The 14,104-nt window shown below is 68.8% G+C and carries 9 protein-coding genes; all 9 read left to right on the forward strand.

Annotated features, from left to right (window positions below; translation table 11 throughout):
- Positions 1–633: 633 nt before the first annotated feature.
- The gene (locus ACFRCG_RS27720) at positions 634–1,584 is read left to right on the forward strand and encodes an ABC transporter permease (RefSeq protein ID WP_126642836.1); all 951 of its coding nucleotides are present in this window, start codon (positions 634–636) and stop codon (positions 1,582–1,584) included.
- Complete coding sequence (locus ACFRCG_RS27725) at positions 1,581–2,483, forward strand: ABC transporter permease (protein WP_379995273.1); 903 nt, start codon at positions 1,581–1,583, stop codon at positions 2,481–2,483. Before ACFRCG_RS27720 ends, ACFRCG_RS27725 begins: the two co-directional genes overlap by 4 nt.
- A 129-nt stretch (positions 2,484–2,612) precedes the next feature.
- On the forward strand, positions 2,613–3,701 hold the full coding sequence (locus ACFRCG_RS27730) for an ABC transporter ATP-binding protein (protein ID WP_380036337.1): 1,089 nt from the start codon (positions 2,613–2,615) through the stop codon (positions 3,699–3,701).
- Positions 3,698–4,840: an ABC transporter ATP-binding protein gene (locus ACFRCG_RS27735; protein WP_380036323.1), complete on the forward strand. Its 1,143-nt coding sequence runs from the start codon at positions 3,698–3,700 to the stop codon at positions 4,838–4,840. The genes ACFRCG_RS27730 and ACFRCG_RS27735 overlap by 4 nt, the downstream gene beginning before the upstream one ends.
- Before the next feature lie 211 nt (positions 4,841–5,051).
- A complete protein-coding gene (locus tag ACFRCG_RS27740) occupies positions 5,052–6,653 on the forward strand; it encodes an ABC transporter substrate-binding protein (RefSeq protein ID WP_380036325.1) in 1,602 nt (533 codons plus the stop codon).
- A gap of 339 nt (positions 6,654–6,992) precedes the next feature.
- Positions 6,993–8,609: an ABC transporter substrate-binding protein gene (locus ACFRCG_RS27745; RefSeq protein ID WP_380036327.1), complete on the forward strand. Its 1,617-nt coding sequence runs from the start codon at positions 6,993–6,995 to the stop codon at positions 8,607–8,609.
- A gap of 299 nt (positions 8,610–8,908) precedes the next feature.
- Positions 8,909–10,432 carry an ABC transporter substrate-binding protein gene (locus ACFRCG_RS27750; protein ID WP_380036329.1) on the forward strand — a complete coding sequence of 508 codons (1,524 nt, stop codon included), beginning with the start codon at positions 8,909–8,911 and terminating at the stop codon, positions 10,430–10,432.
- Between the two features lie 146 nt (positions 10,433–10,578).
- Positions 10,579–12,165 (forward strand): ABC transporter substrate-binding protein, encoded by a 1,587-nt coding sequence (locus ACFRCG_RS27755; RefSeq protein ID WP_380036331.1) that lies wholly within the window; start codon positions 10,579–10,581, stop codon positions 12,163–12,165.
- Positions 12,166–12,520: 355 nt separating this feature from the next.
- Positions 12,521–14,062, forward strand: coding sequence for an ABC transporter substrate-binding protein (locus ACFRCG_RS27760; protein ID WP_380036333.1), 1,542 nt, complete (start codon positions 12,521–12,523; stop codon positions 14,060–14,062).
- The last annotated feature ends 42 nt before the right edge of the window (positions 14,063–14,104 follow it).

Below are 14,104 nucleotides of genomic sequence, written 5' to 3' on the forward strand. Positions count from 1 at the left end.
TCTTCTCCGTGGCCCCGGCCGACCTCCGGGAGCTCATGGGAAGGAGCTTCGGGGTGTGAGGTTTCACGCCGTGGCGCCCCGTGTTTCGCCGACGTGACGCTTGCCGCACGAGTGTTTCCGGTGGATGAACGTCCGCTCACGCCCCCGGACGGCCGGATCCCGCCGGTCACCGACACGTCCGGGGTGGTCACCGGGAGCATCCACAGCGCCGACCCGCACCCGCCGAGCCGGTCACCGAGACCGTCCCGACCGGTCGCCGGGAGTGTCCGAGGGGTGTCCGCCGGGCGAGCGGAACGCGTCCCGCACACGGCCCGTCGACGACATCTGACGCACCGTCAGTTAGCTGCTCTCCACACCTTGTTCCCGCAGGTCGACACGTGCCGACGGCCGGCGGCGCGCCGGCTCGCGACGGACGTTTTCGACCCGCTAACGGTTGCGATGAATCCATTGACATTGATCGCGCCCACTGCCGTAATTAATCACCGCGCTTAACTGACGACCCGTCAAGGCACGTGTCACCACCGGTGATCCGGCCGACCCGGGCCTCGTCGCCTCGGCGCGGGTGTACCACCGCACGGAATGTTCAACAGACCTCGTCAACCGACCAGACCAGCGAGAGGGGGTGACACCGTCGTGTTGCGCCTGCTCGGTCGCAAGTTGCTGGCCCTGATTCCGGTGCTGTTCCTGGTCACCTTCGCGACCACGGCCCTGCCCGACCTGGTGGACGGTTCACCGGTCGCCCAGATGCTCGGCCCCGGTTCCACGCCGCAGGACCTGAAGGACCTGGAGCACGAGTTCGGGTACGACAAGTCGCTGCCCGTCCGATACGTGACCTGGGTGGGCAATGCGCTCACCGGCGACCTCGGGGAGTCCCTGAAGACCCGGACCTCCGTGATGGACGGCATCGCCGAACGTTTCCCGGTGACCCTGGAACTCGCCGTCTTCGCCCTGCTCATGGCCCTGATCGTGGCCGTGCCGCTGGGTGTGTGGACGGCCGCCAAGGCCGGCGGCCGGGTGGACCGCGTGATCGGCGGCGTCTCCTCCGGGCTGCTGTCCATCCCCACCTTCGTGAGCGTGTTCATCCTGGTCTACTTCTTCGCCAACCCGAAGATGATGCTCGCGTTCAAGCCGACCGGATGGGAGTACATCTCGGTCGACTTCGCCAAGAACATCGAGTTCGCGTTCCTGCCCGCGCTCGCCCTCGCACTCGCCGAGATCCCGCAGTTCCAGCGCCTGTTGCGCAGCGACATGCTGGCCACGCTGCAGGAGGACTTCATCCTCACCGCCCGCTCCAAGGGCCTGTCCACGCCGTACGTGCTCTTCCGGCACGCGTTGCGGCCCTCGTCGTTCTCGCTGCTGACCGTCTCCGGGCTGACCCTGGGCCGGTTGATCGGCGGTACCGTCATCGTCGAGTCCTACTTCGCCATCCCCGGCCTCGGACAGGGCATGTACCAGGCGATCAACGGCAAGGACATCCCCGTCGTGCAGGGCACGGTCGTGGTCATCGCGCTGATCTACGTGCTGCTCAATACGCTCGTGGACATCGGCTACTCCCTCATCGACCCGAGAGTGAGGGCCCGATGAGCACACTCGAAACCGCCCCCGCCGTCGGCGAGACCCCCGCGACGGTGGCCGCCGCCAAGAGCGGCAAGGCCCGCAAGCGGCCGAGCTTCCTGCTCTGGTTCGCCATCGCGTGGATGGCCGTCGTCCTGCTCGGCGCGCTGCTCAGCCTGGTCGCCTCCGGCGTCTTCCCGCACGGGTACGACAAGGCGTTCGGCGAGGCCAAGCAGGCACCGTTCTCCAGTTGGCCGGAATTCCTCGGCACCGACGGCCTCGGCCGCAGCCACCTGACCCGGCTCGCCTTCGGCGCGCGTGTGTCGATGATCGTCGCGCTGGTGTCGGTCGTGGTCGGCGTGCTCGTCGGCGGCCTGCTCGGCCTGGTCGCGGCCTACTTCCGCGGCGTCACCGAGATGGTCATCGACCTGTTCTCCGACGCGCTGCTCGCCTTCCCGCCGCTGATCCTGCTGCTCGCGCTGTCCTCGGTGTACGAGCCGTCGCAGACCAGCATCACCGCGGGCCTCGCCGTGCTCACCATCCCCGGCTTCACCCGATTGACCAAGGCGAGCGCGATCGCCCAGTCCAACCGCGAATACGTCACGGTGGCCAAGGCGATGGGCGCGGGTCCGGGCCGGATCATCTTCAAGGAACTGTTGCCCAACACCTTCCCCGCGGTGATGTCCTACTCGGTGATCGTGATGGCCGTGCTGATCGTCGCGGAGGGCTCGCTGTCCTTCCTCGGGCTCAGCATCCCGCCGCCGATGCCCAGTTGGGGCGGCATGATCAACTCCGCGAAGGACGATCTGTCGCTGTATCCGTCCCAGGTGTTCGTGCCCTGCGCCGTGCTGTTCCTGACCGTCTTCTCGCTCAACGTCATCGGCGACCGGCTGCGCGCGAAGTTCGACGTCCGCGACACCAAGCTGTAGCCGCGGCACCGGCGACGGCCCCTCCCGAACGGCCGTCGCCGGTGCCCTGCTTCGACCCCATCACACAGACGGGACCGCTCTCATGAATGGGATCCAACGGCCGCGCGGCACGAAGGTGGCGTGGTGACCATGGCGGAGCCGAGCACGACCGACTCGCCCACGCCGGACGAGCCCCTGCTGCGGGCCGAGGACCTGCGGGTGCACCTGGACACCCCGCGCGGCCTGCTCAAGGCCGTGGACGGCGTGTCCTTCGCCATCGAACGCGGCCAAACCCTCGGGCTGGTCGGCGAGTCCGGCTCGGGCAAGTCGATGCTGGTGCGTTCGCTGATGGGCATCTGCCCCTCGATCGCCAACATCCGGGGCAGCGTGCGTCTGGACGGACGCGAACTGGTCGGGGTGCCGCGCAAGGAGGCCCGGAAGATCTGGGGCAACCGGATCGCGATGGTCTTCCAGGACCCGATGACCTCGCTCAACCCGGTGTTGCGGATCGACCGCCAGCTCACCGAGTCGATGCGGCTGCACCTGGGCCTGGGCAAGAAGGAGGCCGGCGAGCGGGCGATCGAACTGCTCACGCTGGTCGGCATCCCCGAACCGCTCAAGCGCTCCCGGCAATACCCGCACCAGCTCTCCGGCGGCATGCGCCAGCGGGTGACCATCGCGATGGCGCTCGCCTGCGACCCCGACGTGCTGATCGCGGACGAGGCCACCACCGCCCTCGACGTGACCGTGCAGCGCCAGATCCTCGACCTGCTCCAGGAGATCCAGGCCGAGCGCGGCATGGGCATGATCCTGGTCAGCCACGACCTGGGCGTGGTGGCCGGACGCACCGACCAGATCGCCGTGATGTACGCCGGTCGGATGGTCGAACACTCGCCCACCGCAGACTTGTTCGCGCATCGCCGGCACCGCTACACCGAGGCCCTGCTCGGCGCCGTGCCGCGCCTGGACGTACCGCGGGACCAGCGGCCGCGCGCGATCCCGGGCAGCCCGCCCGACCTGATCACGCTCGCCTCCGGGTGCGCGTTCGCGGCCCGCTGCGGCGCGGCCGACGACCTGTGCCGCGCGCAACGCCCGGAGTTGGGCGAGGACTTGGGCACGCACCGGTTCGCCTGCCACCACCCGGTCGGCACCGACGCGCCGGCCGACGGCGCCGACGACGCCGCCTCGGGCACCGGCGCCGACGAGAAGCCGTCCCTGATGAAGGAGACCCCCGCATGACGGCCGACGACACCGCGCCGGGCGCGCTCGCCCTCGACGACAAGCCCGCGGCCGCCACGGGCACCGACCCGCTGCTCACGGTCACCGACCTGGTCCAGCGTTTCCGGGTCCCCGGCGGGATGATGAACGCGGTCGCCGGGGTCAGCTTCGAACTCGGCCGCGGCCGCACCCTCGGCCTGGTCGGCGAATCCGGCTGCGGCAAGTCCACCCTCGCCCGCGCGATCCTGCAGCTGACCAAGCCGTCCGAGGGCTCGGTGCGGTTCGACGGGCAGGAGTTGACCACGCTGCCCAAGGCGGGCCTGCGCACCATGCGCCGGCGCATCCAGATGGTGTTCCAGGACCCCATCTCGGCGCTGAACCCGCGCCGGAAGATCTTCGACATCGTCGCCGAGGGCCTGGTCATCTCCGGCCTGCCCGCCGAGCAGATCCGCCCGCGCGTGGAGGCGGTGCTGCGCCAGGTGGGGCTGGACCCGGAGCTGGTCTCCGATCGCCGGCCGCACCAGTTCTCCGGCGGCCAGTGCCAGCGGATCGCCATCGCCCGGGCCATGGTCGTCGACCCCGACCTGCTGATCTGCGACGAACCGGTGGCGTCGCTCGACGTGTCGGTACAGGCGCAGGTGCTGGACCTGCTCGACGAGATGAAGCACCGCACCGGCGTGTCGATGATCTTCGTCGCGCACGACCTCGCGGTGGTGCGCAACATCAGCGACGACGTCGCGGTGATGTACCTGGGCACCATCGCCGAGACCGGGGACACCGCGGCGATCTACGACACGCCCGCGCACCCGTACACCCGGGCCCTGCTGGACGCGGTGCCCGCGCCCGATCCGGCGGCCGCCCCGTCCGGTCCCGCGCTCGGCGGCGAGATCCCCTCGCCGATGAACCCGCCCAGCGGGTGCCGATTCCGCACCCGCTGCCCGATCGCCCGCGCGGAGTGCGCCGCGCATGTGCCCACGCTGCGCGAGATCGCGCCGGGACACCGGGTCGCGTGTCACTTCCCGCTGGTGGGCGAGGCGGCGGTGTTCACCGCCGGCGCGACCGCCGGCGTGCCGAAGGCCGAGGCCGCGCCCGCCGCCGCGGAGCCCGCGGCCGTCGAACCGGTCGCGGAGCCCGGTTCCGAGGCCCCGAAGCAGGACTGACCCGCCCTCGTCCGACGCGGTACGGCCCACGACCGGCCGTACCGCGTCGCTGTGCGTACACGGCCGTGTCCGGGCGGCCCGATCGGGGCCCGAATCAGGCATCCCACCCTCGATGCGGCACGTGTCGAGCTATAGCCTCACGGCGCTGACCGCGCTGTTCGCGCGGCAACCGGCCTCCGGCCGGCCTGCTCCACGCTTGAGGACGTTTTCTGTGGCACACGCACGACCTTTCGCCCTTCGGGCCCGCCGCCGCGCCGCCGCCGTCGTCGCGGTGATCGGCCTGCTGGCCGCGGCCGGCTGCGGCTCCGACTCCGGTGAGCCGCCCAGCGCGGTGGGCAAGCCCCGGGCCGGCGGCTCGCTGGAGGTCCTGGCCACCTCCGACGCGCGCAGCCTGGACCCCTTCCTGCCCTCCTACGCCGCGCAGGCCGACGGCAACCGGATGGCGGCGCTGTACGACAGCCTGCTGTGGACGAACCCGGTCACAGGCGCCGTACAGCCGCAGTTGGCGGAGAGCCTGAACCCGGTGGAGGGCGGCGGGAACAAGATCTGGAGCCTGCGGATGCGGCCCAATCTGAAGTTCACCGACGGCACCGTCTTCGACGCCGCGGCGGTCAAGATCAACTGGGACACGCACGCGATCCCCACCACCAACTCCCGCCAGCGCGACGCCACCGTGGGGATGAAGAGCCAGATCGGCGCGGACGCGCTGGAGCTGCGGATCATCCTGGACAAGCCGAACGGCAACTTCGACCGCCTGGTCGCGCGCAGCCTGTCCTTCATCGCCTCGCCCAAGGCGATCGCCGAGGGCATCGACAAGCTCGCCGAACGCCCGGTCGGTGCCGGACCGTTCATGCTGGCCCCGGGCGGCTGGGTCAAGGGCGACCACCTGACCCTGGTGAAGAACCCGACCTACTGGCAGGGTCCGGCCAAGCCGTATCTGGACTCCCTCACGTTCCGCTACGAGTCGGACGGCCTCACGGCGGTCAACCAGGTGAAGAAGGGCAGGGCCGACGTCGCGAACGTCAGCGACGCGTTCACCCTCAAGGCCGCGCGCGCGCTCGGGATCGGTGTCGAGTCACTGGCGCTGTCCGGCGGCCAGTTGCTCAGCTTCGACACCTCCGGCGGCCCGACCGCCAACCCGGACGTACGGCGCGCGATCGTGCTGGCGCTGAGCAGCGAGGAGATCAACCGGCGCGTGTTCGGCGGCGCCGGCACCCCCGCCCGCGGCATCTTCAACCAGTCGACCGCGCTGGCCAATCCGCAGTTGTCGGCGCCGGAGAACAAGCCGCAGCAGGCGGCCGAGCTGTTCGCCAAGGCGACCGACAAGGGCGCCAAGCCGATGCGGATCAAGTTCATCGCGCCCAAGAGCGCCGCGATCGACGAACTCGGCCGCTATATGAAGGAGACGCTGGAGAAGTTCCCCGGCGTCACCCTCGACGTGGAGACCGCCGACCTGTCCGAGTTCGTCAAACGATCGAATCTGGCCGACGCGTTCGACGTCAAGGTCAGCCAACTCCTCGCCGACGACCCGGAGCCGGTGGTCTACCAGTACCTGCACCGCGGCAGCCCGAGCAACTGCTGCTTCTACGGCGACGACGCGGTGGACCGCGCGCTCGACGACGCGCGCAACACCACCGACCCCTCCCGCCGGCGCGCCGCCTACACCCAGCTCCAGCTGCAGTTGGACCGTGACATGCCGCTGTGGGTCTACCAGGAGGCGGTGGTCGCGGGCGTGTTCAACTCCGGGGTCACCGGCGTGCAGCTGTGCAACGACGGCATCTTCCTGTTCGACCGGCTCGGCAAAAAGGGCTGACTGGTCATCAGAAGTACAACGGTGACCCGATCTTGATGGACCCGTTCGCCGGAAGGCAGTAGAAAGGGACGGCGCCCTTACCAGTCGGTTCGTGGAGGCCGGGAATCATTCCTCGATTCCCGGCCTTCACGCATCTCGTCTCCAGGTCGCAGACAGTCGAGTACTCCCGTACACCCCGTACCACCGCACGACAGCACAACCGCACGGACGCACCACCATGCTCCACCCGGGGCACCGTCGCCCTCTCCCCCCGAGTCGGCCGGCGCCCCCGGCACCAAGCACGTCCGCCGCCCGGGCCCGGTTGCCCGGACGGTCCGTCAGGTGAAGGTTGGCCTTGCAGTGACTCGTACTTCCCTGTTGTCCCTTCGATCCTCGTGTCGTACCCGCCGCCGAATAGTCGCGCTGGTCGCGGCGACCGCGCTGGCCGGCGGCCTCGCCGGCTGCGGGAACGACGACGACACCAAACCGTCGGCCGCGGGCACGCCCAAGCAGGGCGGCTCGCTCACGATGAGCCTCCCGGGCGACTCCACGAGCCTGGACCCCTTCTCCACCTCGTACGTGAACGTCGCCGACGGAAGTCGGATGTCCGCGCTGTACGACTCGCTGGTGTGGACCGATCCCACCACCGGCAGCGTGCGCCCGCAGCTCGCCGAGTCGCTGGCCGTCCTCGGCAACAAAGCCGACACGTGGCGACTCAAGCTCCGCCCCAACGTGAAGTTCAGCGACGGCACGGTGTTGGACGCCGAGGCGGTCCGCTTCAACTGGGACCGGCACAAGGACCCCAAGGTCGGTTCCTTCCAGCGGGGCGCGGCGAGCAACATCCTCTCGCTCACCGTCAGCGACCCGCTCACGCTCGACGTCAAACTGATCTCCGAGAACGCGAACTTCGACCACTTGGTGACCCGTTCGCTCGCCTTCATCGCCTCGCCCACCGCGCTGCGGGCCAGCCCGGCCGGAATCGCCGACAAGCCGGTCGGCGCGGGCCCCTACAAGCTGGTGACGTGGGAGCGCGGGGTCAAGCAGACCTTCACCCGCAACCCCGACTACTGGCAACGCGAGAAGGGGCTGCCGCACCTGGACAACCTGACCATCACCGTCGACACGGACGTCACCCACTCGGTGGCGGCGGTCGACGACGGCAAGACCGATCTCACCGTCGCGGTGGACCCCCTCGCCGTCGCGCAGGGTGAGGACAAGAAGCTCGGCGTGTTGCGGATCGGCCTCAACGGCGGCCAGATGGTCGTGTTCAACATGAACGTCGCGCCGTTCAAGGACCTGCGCGCCCGCCGCGCGTTCGTCTTCGCGTTCAGCGGCGCCGAGATCAACCAGAAGTTCTTCGGCTCCAAGGGCATCCCCGCCAAGGGCATCTTCGCGGCGTCCTCCCCCGTCGCCAACATCCAGCTGGCCGCGTCGGAGAACGACAAGCAGCGGGCGAAGGAACTCTTCGACGACGTCACCGCGAACGGCACCAAGCCGATCAAGTTCACGTACTGGGTGCCGCAGGCCCCGGCCTCGATCCGGGTCGCGGAGTACATGAAGCAGGTGCTCGGCACGTATGCCGGCGTCGAGATGGAGGTCAAGGTCGTCGACATCGCGACCTACGTCAAGACCGTCCGCGGCGGCGGCAGCACCGAATGGCAGGCCGCCCTCGGGCAGCAGTGGATCGACGACCCGGAGCCGGGCATCTACGATCTCCTGCACGGCAAGAGCATGACGAACAACAGCGGCTACGAGAACGCCTCGGTCGACACCGCGCTCGAGGACGCGCGCAAGACGACCGACCCCGCGGCCCGACGTGACGCGTACACGCGGGTACAGCTGCAGGTGAACAAGGACATGCCGTTCTGGGTGTACCAGGAAGCGGTCACCGCCGCGATCTACGCCCCCGGGGTCACCGGCGTCCAGCTGATGAACGACGGCATCGTCCTGTGGGACCGGATCGGAACCACCGGCTAGTCGTTCCACCCCGTCCCGCCCGGAATCCGTGAACCCGGGCGGGACGCCCCCGGCGCATCCGGGTCCGCCCCTCCCCCGAACCGCGGACGGGCCCGATCCCTCCGCCGATCCGCACCCTCGCACCACAGCGCTACCGCACTTTTGGAACGACTGCACGACTGCACCGACGCACGACGCACGTTCGAACCCCACAGTGATAGGTAGGTAGGCCGGCAGTGGTACCCGATAAGAAGACACCCTTACCACCAGGACACCGGGGCCCGCGCCGCCGGCTCTCGCTCGCCCTCGCGCTCGCGGCGATGACGGTGCTGGCCGCGGCGGGCTGCGGGCTGGGCTCGTCCGACTCCAAGGGCTCGTCCGGCGAACCCCCACACGGCGGTTCGGTGACGATCCTGATGCCGGGAGAGGAACGCGGGCTCGATCCGTTCACCGCGTCCTACTCCAGCATCGCCGACTCGAACCGACTCTCCGCGCTGTACGACGTCCTCGTGTGGACCGATCCGACCACCGGCGGGGTGCGCCCGAAACTGGCCGAGTCGCTGGTGTCGGACCAGACCTCGCGGATCTGGACGCTGACGCTGCGCCCGGACGTGCGCTTCACCGACGGCAGCCTGCTCGACGCCGGCACGGTCAAGGCCAACTGGGAGGCGCATCGCGACCCTTCGGTGCGCTCGCTGGTCGGCGGTCCGCTGCAGAAGGTGCAGCTGACCGAGGTTTCGGCGCTCCAGCTGAAGATCGAACTCCCGTCTCCCAACGCGAACTTCGACCACACGGTCGCCCGCAACCTGTCGTTCGTGGCGCCCCGGCGGCTCGCCGCCACCCCGGAGGGCCGCTTCGAGCTCAAGCACGCGCCGGTCGGCGCGGGCCCGTTCAAGCTCAAGAGCTGGGAGCCGGGCAGGGAACTGCGTCTGGAGCGCAACCCCCAGTACTGGCAACACAATCGCCCCTATCTGGACGAGGTGGTCTTCCGGGTCGACAAGGACGCGGAGTCGGGCAACAAGACGATCCGCGCGAAGCGGGCCGACCTCACCCTGAGCACCGATCCGCAGAGCATCGCCCAGGCCCGCGCGGACGGGCTCGTCGTCGAGGACGCCCGGCTCAACGGCGGCCTGATGGTCGCCTTCAACGTGCGCAAGGGCCCCTTCCAGGACCCGAACGCCCGCCGGGCGGTGGCGCTCGCGCTGAGCAGTACGGAGATCAACCGGCGCTTCTACGGCGGCCGGGACGACTCGGCGCGGGGCATCTTCGACGCCTCCTCGCCGCTGGCCAACGTCAACCTGGCCGCGCCGGAGAACCGGCCGGAGGAGGCCAGGGCGCTGTTCGCGCAGATCACCGCGAACGGCAAGAAACCGTTCGTCTTCCGCTATCTGGTGCCCGACGCGGGCAAGATGCGGGACACCGCGGAATACATCCGGCAGACCCTGGAGGGCTATCCGGGCGTGACCGTGATCGTCGAGGTCACCGACATGGCCTCGCTGGTGACCCGGCTGGCCGGCAGCGACTTCGACGCCACGGTGTGTCAGCTGTGGGCCGACGACGTGGAACCGACGATCTATCAGTTCCTGTACAGCAAGGCCGGGTTGAGCAATATCACCGGCTACGCCAACGACGTCGTGGACGCCGCCCTCGAGGACGGCCGGCGCTCCACCGACGCCGCCTCTCGCCGCGACGCCTACACCCGGCTGCAGAACCAGGTCAATCGTGATCTGCCGTTCTGGGTCTACTCGTCGGCGGTGATCGGCGCGGTCCACCGCTCCGACGTGGTCGGGATCCAGCTGTACAACGACGGGCTGATCCACTTCGACGCCATCGGGCGGCGCTGATGGACGGCTGACCCCACAGACCCGGCCGGGTGGCCGCCACGACGCCGCGTTTCGGGCGCCGCGGGCACCACCCGGCCGTGCACCACCGCACCACCACATCCGGTCCGAACGGGGACCGGTGTGCCTTGTGACAACGGAGGAGTCACATGAGCAAGCACCACGGCACCATCGCACGACGGCGTACGGCGGTCCTCGCCGGCGCCTCGGTCCTGGCCCTGACCCTCGCCGCGTGCGGCGGCGGTGACGACGCCCCGGGCGGAAAGGCGGACCCGAACGCCTCGGCGGGCGCGAAGAAGGGTGGCAACCTCACCCTGCTGACCGTGTCCGACGCCCGCAGCATGACACCGTTCAACGCGTCCTATGCGGCGGTCACCGACCTCAACCGCATGCTCGCGGTCTACGACGCGCTGTTCTACGTGGACAACACGCAGAACAAGGTCGTCCCGCAGATCGGCGAGAGCCTGAAGAGCGACGACGGCGGCAAGACCTGGGAGCTGAAGGTCAAGCCGAACGTCAAGTTCAGCGACGGCACCCCGCTGGACGCGGCGGCGGTCAAGTTCAACTGGGAGATGCACGCCAAGCCGGAGGTGCTCAGCCAGCACCGCCCGGCGGCGTCCGGCCTTGGGTTGGAGGTGGCCGACCCGCTGACGCTCAAGGTCACCCTGCCGATGCCGAACGCCAACTTCGACCGCACCGTGGCCACGGAGTTGTCCTACATCGAGTCGCCCAAGCAGTACGGGATCGACCCGAAGGGCGAACGGCCGGTCGGCGCGGGGCCGTTCATCCTCAAGACCTGGAACCGGGACAGCCAGATGGTGTTCGAGAAGAACCCCGGCTACTGGCAGGGCGCGGACAAACCGTATCTGGACACGCTGACCATCAAGGTGGTCAACGACGTCAAGCAGCAGGTCGACACGATCAAGGCCGGCGGCGCCGACATCACCTTCACCATCGACGCGCAAAAGACCAAGGCCGCCCAGGAAGCGGGCCTGGGCGTCACGCCGTTCACCCTCGACGGCGGCCAGATGATCGTGTTCAACACCTCGCAGGCGCCGTTCGACGACCCGCGCGCCCGCCGTGCGGTCGCGCTCGCGCTCGACCCGGCCGACCTGAACCAGAAGATGTTCGCGGGCACGGCGACCCCGGCCAAGAGCATCTTCCACAGCGGCAAGAACTTCACCGACCCCACCGCCGTGCAGCCGAGCCCGAACAAGGCCGAGGCGCAAAAGCTCTTCGACGAGTTGGCGGGCGAGGGCAAGCCGGTCAAGTTCAACTACCTGGTCCCGGAGAACCCGACCTCCAACGCGACCTCCGAATACACCATGACGGCGCTGAACGCCTTCAAGAACGTCGAGGTCAAGCTCGACAAGGCCGAGGTCGGCAGTTACTACCTGCGACTGACCGTGCAGAAGAACTACACCGCGGCGCTCTACCAGATCTGGTCGAGCGACCCGGAACCGATCCTGTTCAACAGCCTGTTCTCGCAGACCCCGCTGAACTTCACCGGCTACAAGAGCCCCGAGGCGGACGCGGCGCTGATCAAGGGCCGCTCCACCACCGACGAGACGGTGCGCAAGGCCGCCTACGCGGATCTGCAGAAGGCGCTGGTCAAGGATCTGCCGATGCTCGCCTACCAGGAGGCGGTCACCAACATCATCTCCGGCCCCCGGGCCGTGGGTGTGGTCGGCGTCCAGGACGGTGGCATGCTGATGGACCGGGTCGGGCTGAAGTAGCCGATCCCGCGCGCCGGATCGACCCCGGCCGGATCCGACGCACCGTCACCGACGGTGTTCGGGAGGCCCGTTCGCACATCGCGGACGGGCTTCCCGGCCGGTTCCGCGGGGCCGTGCGGGGCGAGGTTCCGACACGATTCAACGACTGCCTGTAACGATGTAACAGATCGGCGTACAGGTCGTGCATGTTGCGCCGAGTGGATCTACGGTGTGCCGCACGCAGTACCGATTCGGCAGTCCCCGCTCCACGCTCCACGCTCAAGGCTCCCGGCACCACTTGTGTTGTTCCCCGGCGGAGGTGGCAAGAACGTTGTCTGCACGACGCACGACCGCACGTCGCACGGCTCTGGTCTCGATGACGCTGGCTCTCGGCATCACGGCCACCGCGTGTGGCGGTTCGGACGACTCGAAGTCCTCCGGCGGCAATCAGTCCGCGGTCCAGGGCGAGGCCAAGTCCGGCGGCGGCATGACCATGCTGGCCGTCCAGGACTCCGCCTCGCTCGACCCGTTCAAGGCTTCCTCGGTCGCGGTGGCGGACGAGCCGCGCCTGGCGGCGCTGTACGACCCGCTTTTCTATATAGACAAGGACAACTCGGTCAAGCCGCACCTGGGTGAGGCGCTGACCACCGCGGACAACGGCAAGACGTGGCTGCTCAAGCTCCGTCCCGGAGTCGTGTTCTCCGACGGCACGCCGCTGAACGCCGAGGCGGTCAAAACCAACTGGGACATGCACGCCAAGGCCGAAGTGCAGTCGCTGCACCGCCAGATCGCCGCCGGGCTGACCACCAAGGTGGTCGACCCGAACACCCTTGAGATCACCCCGCTCGGCATGCCGAACGCCAACCTCGACCGGGCGATCGCGATCGACCTGACCTACATCGCCTCGCCCGCCTCGCTGGCCAAGGGTCCGGACGAGTACCGCAACCGGCCCGTGGGCGCGGGGCCGTTCAAGCTGGAGAGCTGGACGCGCGGCAGCCAGCAGGTCTTCGTCAAGAACGACAAGTACTGGCAGAAGGACAAGGGTCTGCCCAAGCTGGACAAGCTGACGATCAAGAACGTGCCGGACATCAAGCAGCAGTACAGCACCGTCACCAGCGGTGGCGCCGACGTGTTCGTCAGCTCCGACAACGCCACCATCGCGCAGGCGGAGAAGGAGATCGGCGTCGTCCAGCGCACGGTCGACGGCGGCCAGATGATCCAGTTCAACATGACCCGGCCGCCGTTCGACGACCTGCGGGCGCGCCAGGCGATCACGCTGGCCCTGGACCCGGCCGGCATCCCCAAGACGCTCGCCAACGGCTACGTGCCGGCGAAGGGCTTCTTCGCCCAGAAGTCGCCGTTCTACGACCCGGCCGCCGTGCAGGCCGCACCGGACAAGGCCAAGGCCAAGCAGCTCTTCGACGAGTTGGAGCGGGAGGGCAAGAAGGTCGAGTTCACCTATCTGCTGCCGCAGAACCCGTCGTCGATCAAGGTCGCCGAGTGGATGCAGACCCAGCTGGCCGACTACAAGAACGTGTCGATGAAGCTGGAGCCGCTGGAGATCGGCGCGTACGTCGAGAAGTACGCGTTCCGCAAGGACTTCCAGGCGATGCTCTTCCAGCAGTGGCTGGCCGACCCCGAACCGGTGACGTTCAACAACTGGTTCTCCAAGAGCCCGACCAACTTCGTCGGCTGGAAGAGCGACGCGGTGGACACCGCGCTGCTGACCGGCCGCAACTCCACCGACCCGGCCGTCCGCAAGAAGGCCGCCTCGGACCTGAGCAAGGCGATGGTCGCCGACCTGCCGGCGTGGACCTACGCGGAGTCCTCGATCGCGGTGATCTCCAACAAGAAGATCACCGGCGTCGTGCAGTTCAACACCGGCGTCTTCTTCATGGACCGGATCGGGTTCAAGTAGTCGCCGAACCCTCGCGCGTCGGCCCCCTCCCGGGTGCGGGAG

Source organism: Embleya sp. NPDC056575 (assembly GCF_042793325.1).
Lineage (GTDB): Bacteria > Actinomycetota > Actinomycetes > Streptomycetales > Streptomycetaceae > Embleya.

Excerpts from the sequence above, each read along its gene's own strand:
- ACFRCG_RS27725 (WP_379995273.1), top strand. The coding sequence starts at position 1,581 with ATGAGCACACTCGAAACCGCCCCCGCCGTCGGCGAGACCCCCGCGACG.
- ACFRCG_RS27730 (WP_380036337.1), top strand. The coding sequence starts at position 2,613 with ATGGCGGAGCCGAGCACGACCGACTCGCCCACGCCGGACGAGCCCCTG.
- ACFRCG_RS27735 (WP_380036323.1), top strand. The coding sequence starts at position 3,698 with ATGACGGCCGACGACACCGCGCCGGGCGCGCTCGCCCTCGACGACAAG.
- ACFRCG_RS27750 (WP_380036329.1), top strand. The coding sequence starts at position 8,909 with ATGACGGTGCTGGCCGCGGCGGGCTGCGGGCTGGGCTCGTCCGACTCC.
- ACFRCG_RS27755 (WP_380036331.1), top strand. The coding sequence starts at position 10,579 with ATGAGCAAGCACCACGGCACCATCGCACGACGGCGTACGGCGGTCCTC.
- ACFRCG_RS27760 (WP_380036333.1), top strand. The coding sequence starts at position 12,521 with ATGACGCTGGCTCTCGGCATCACGGCCACCGCGTGTGGCGGTTCGGAC.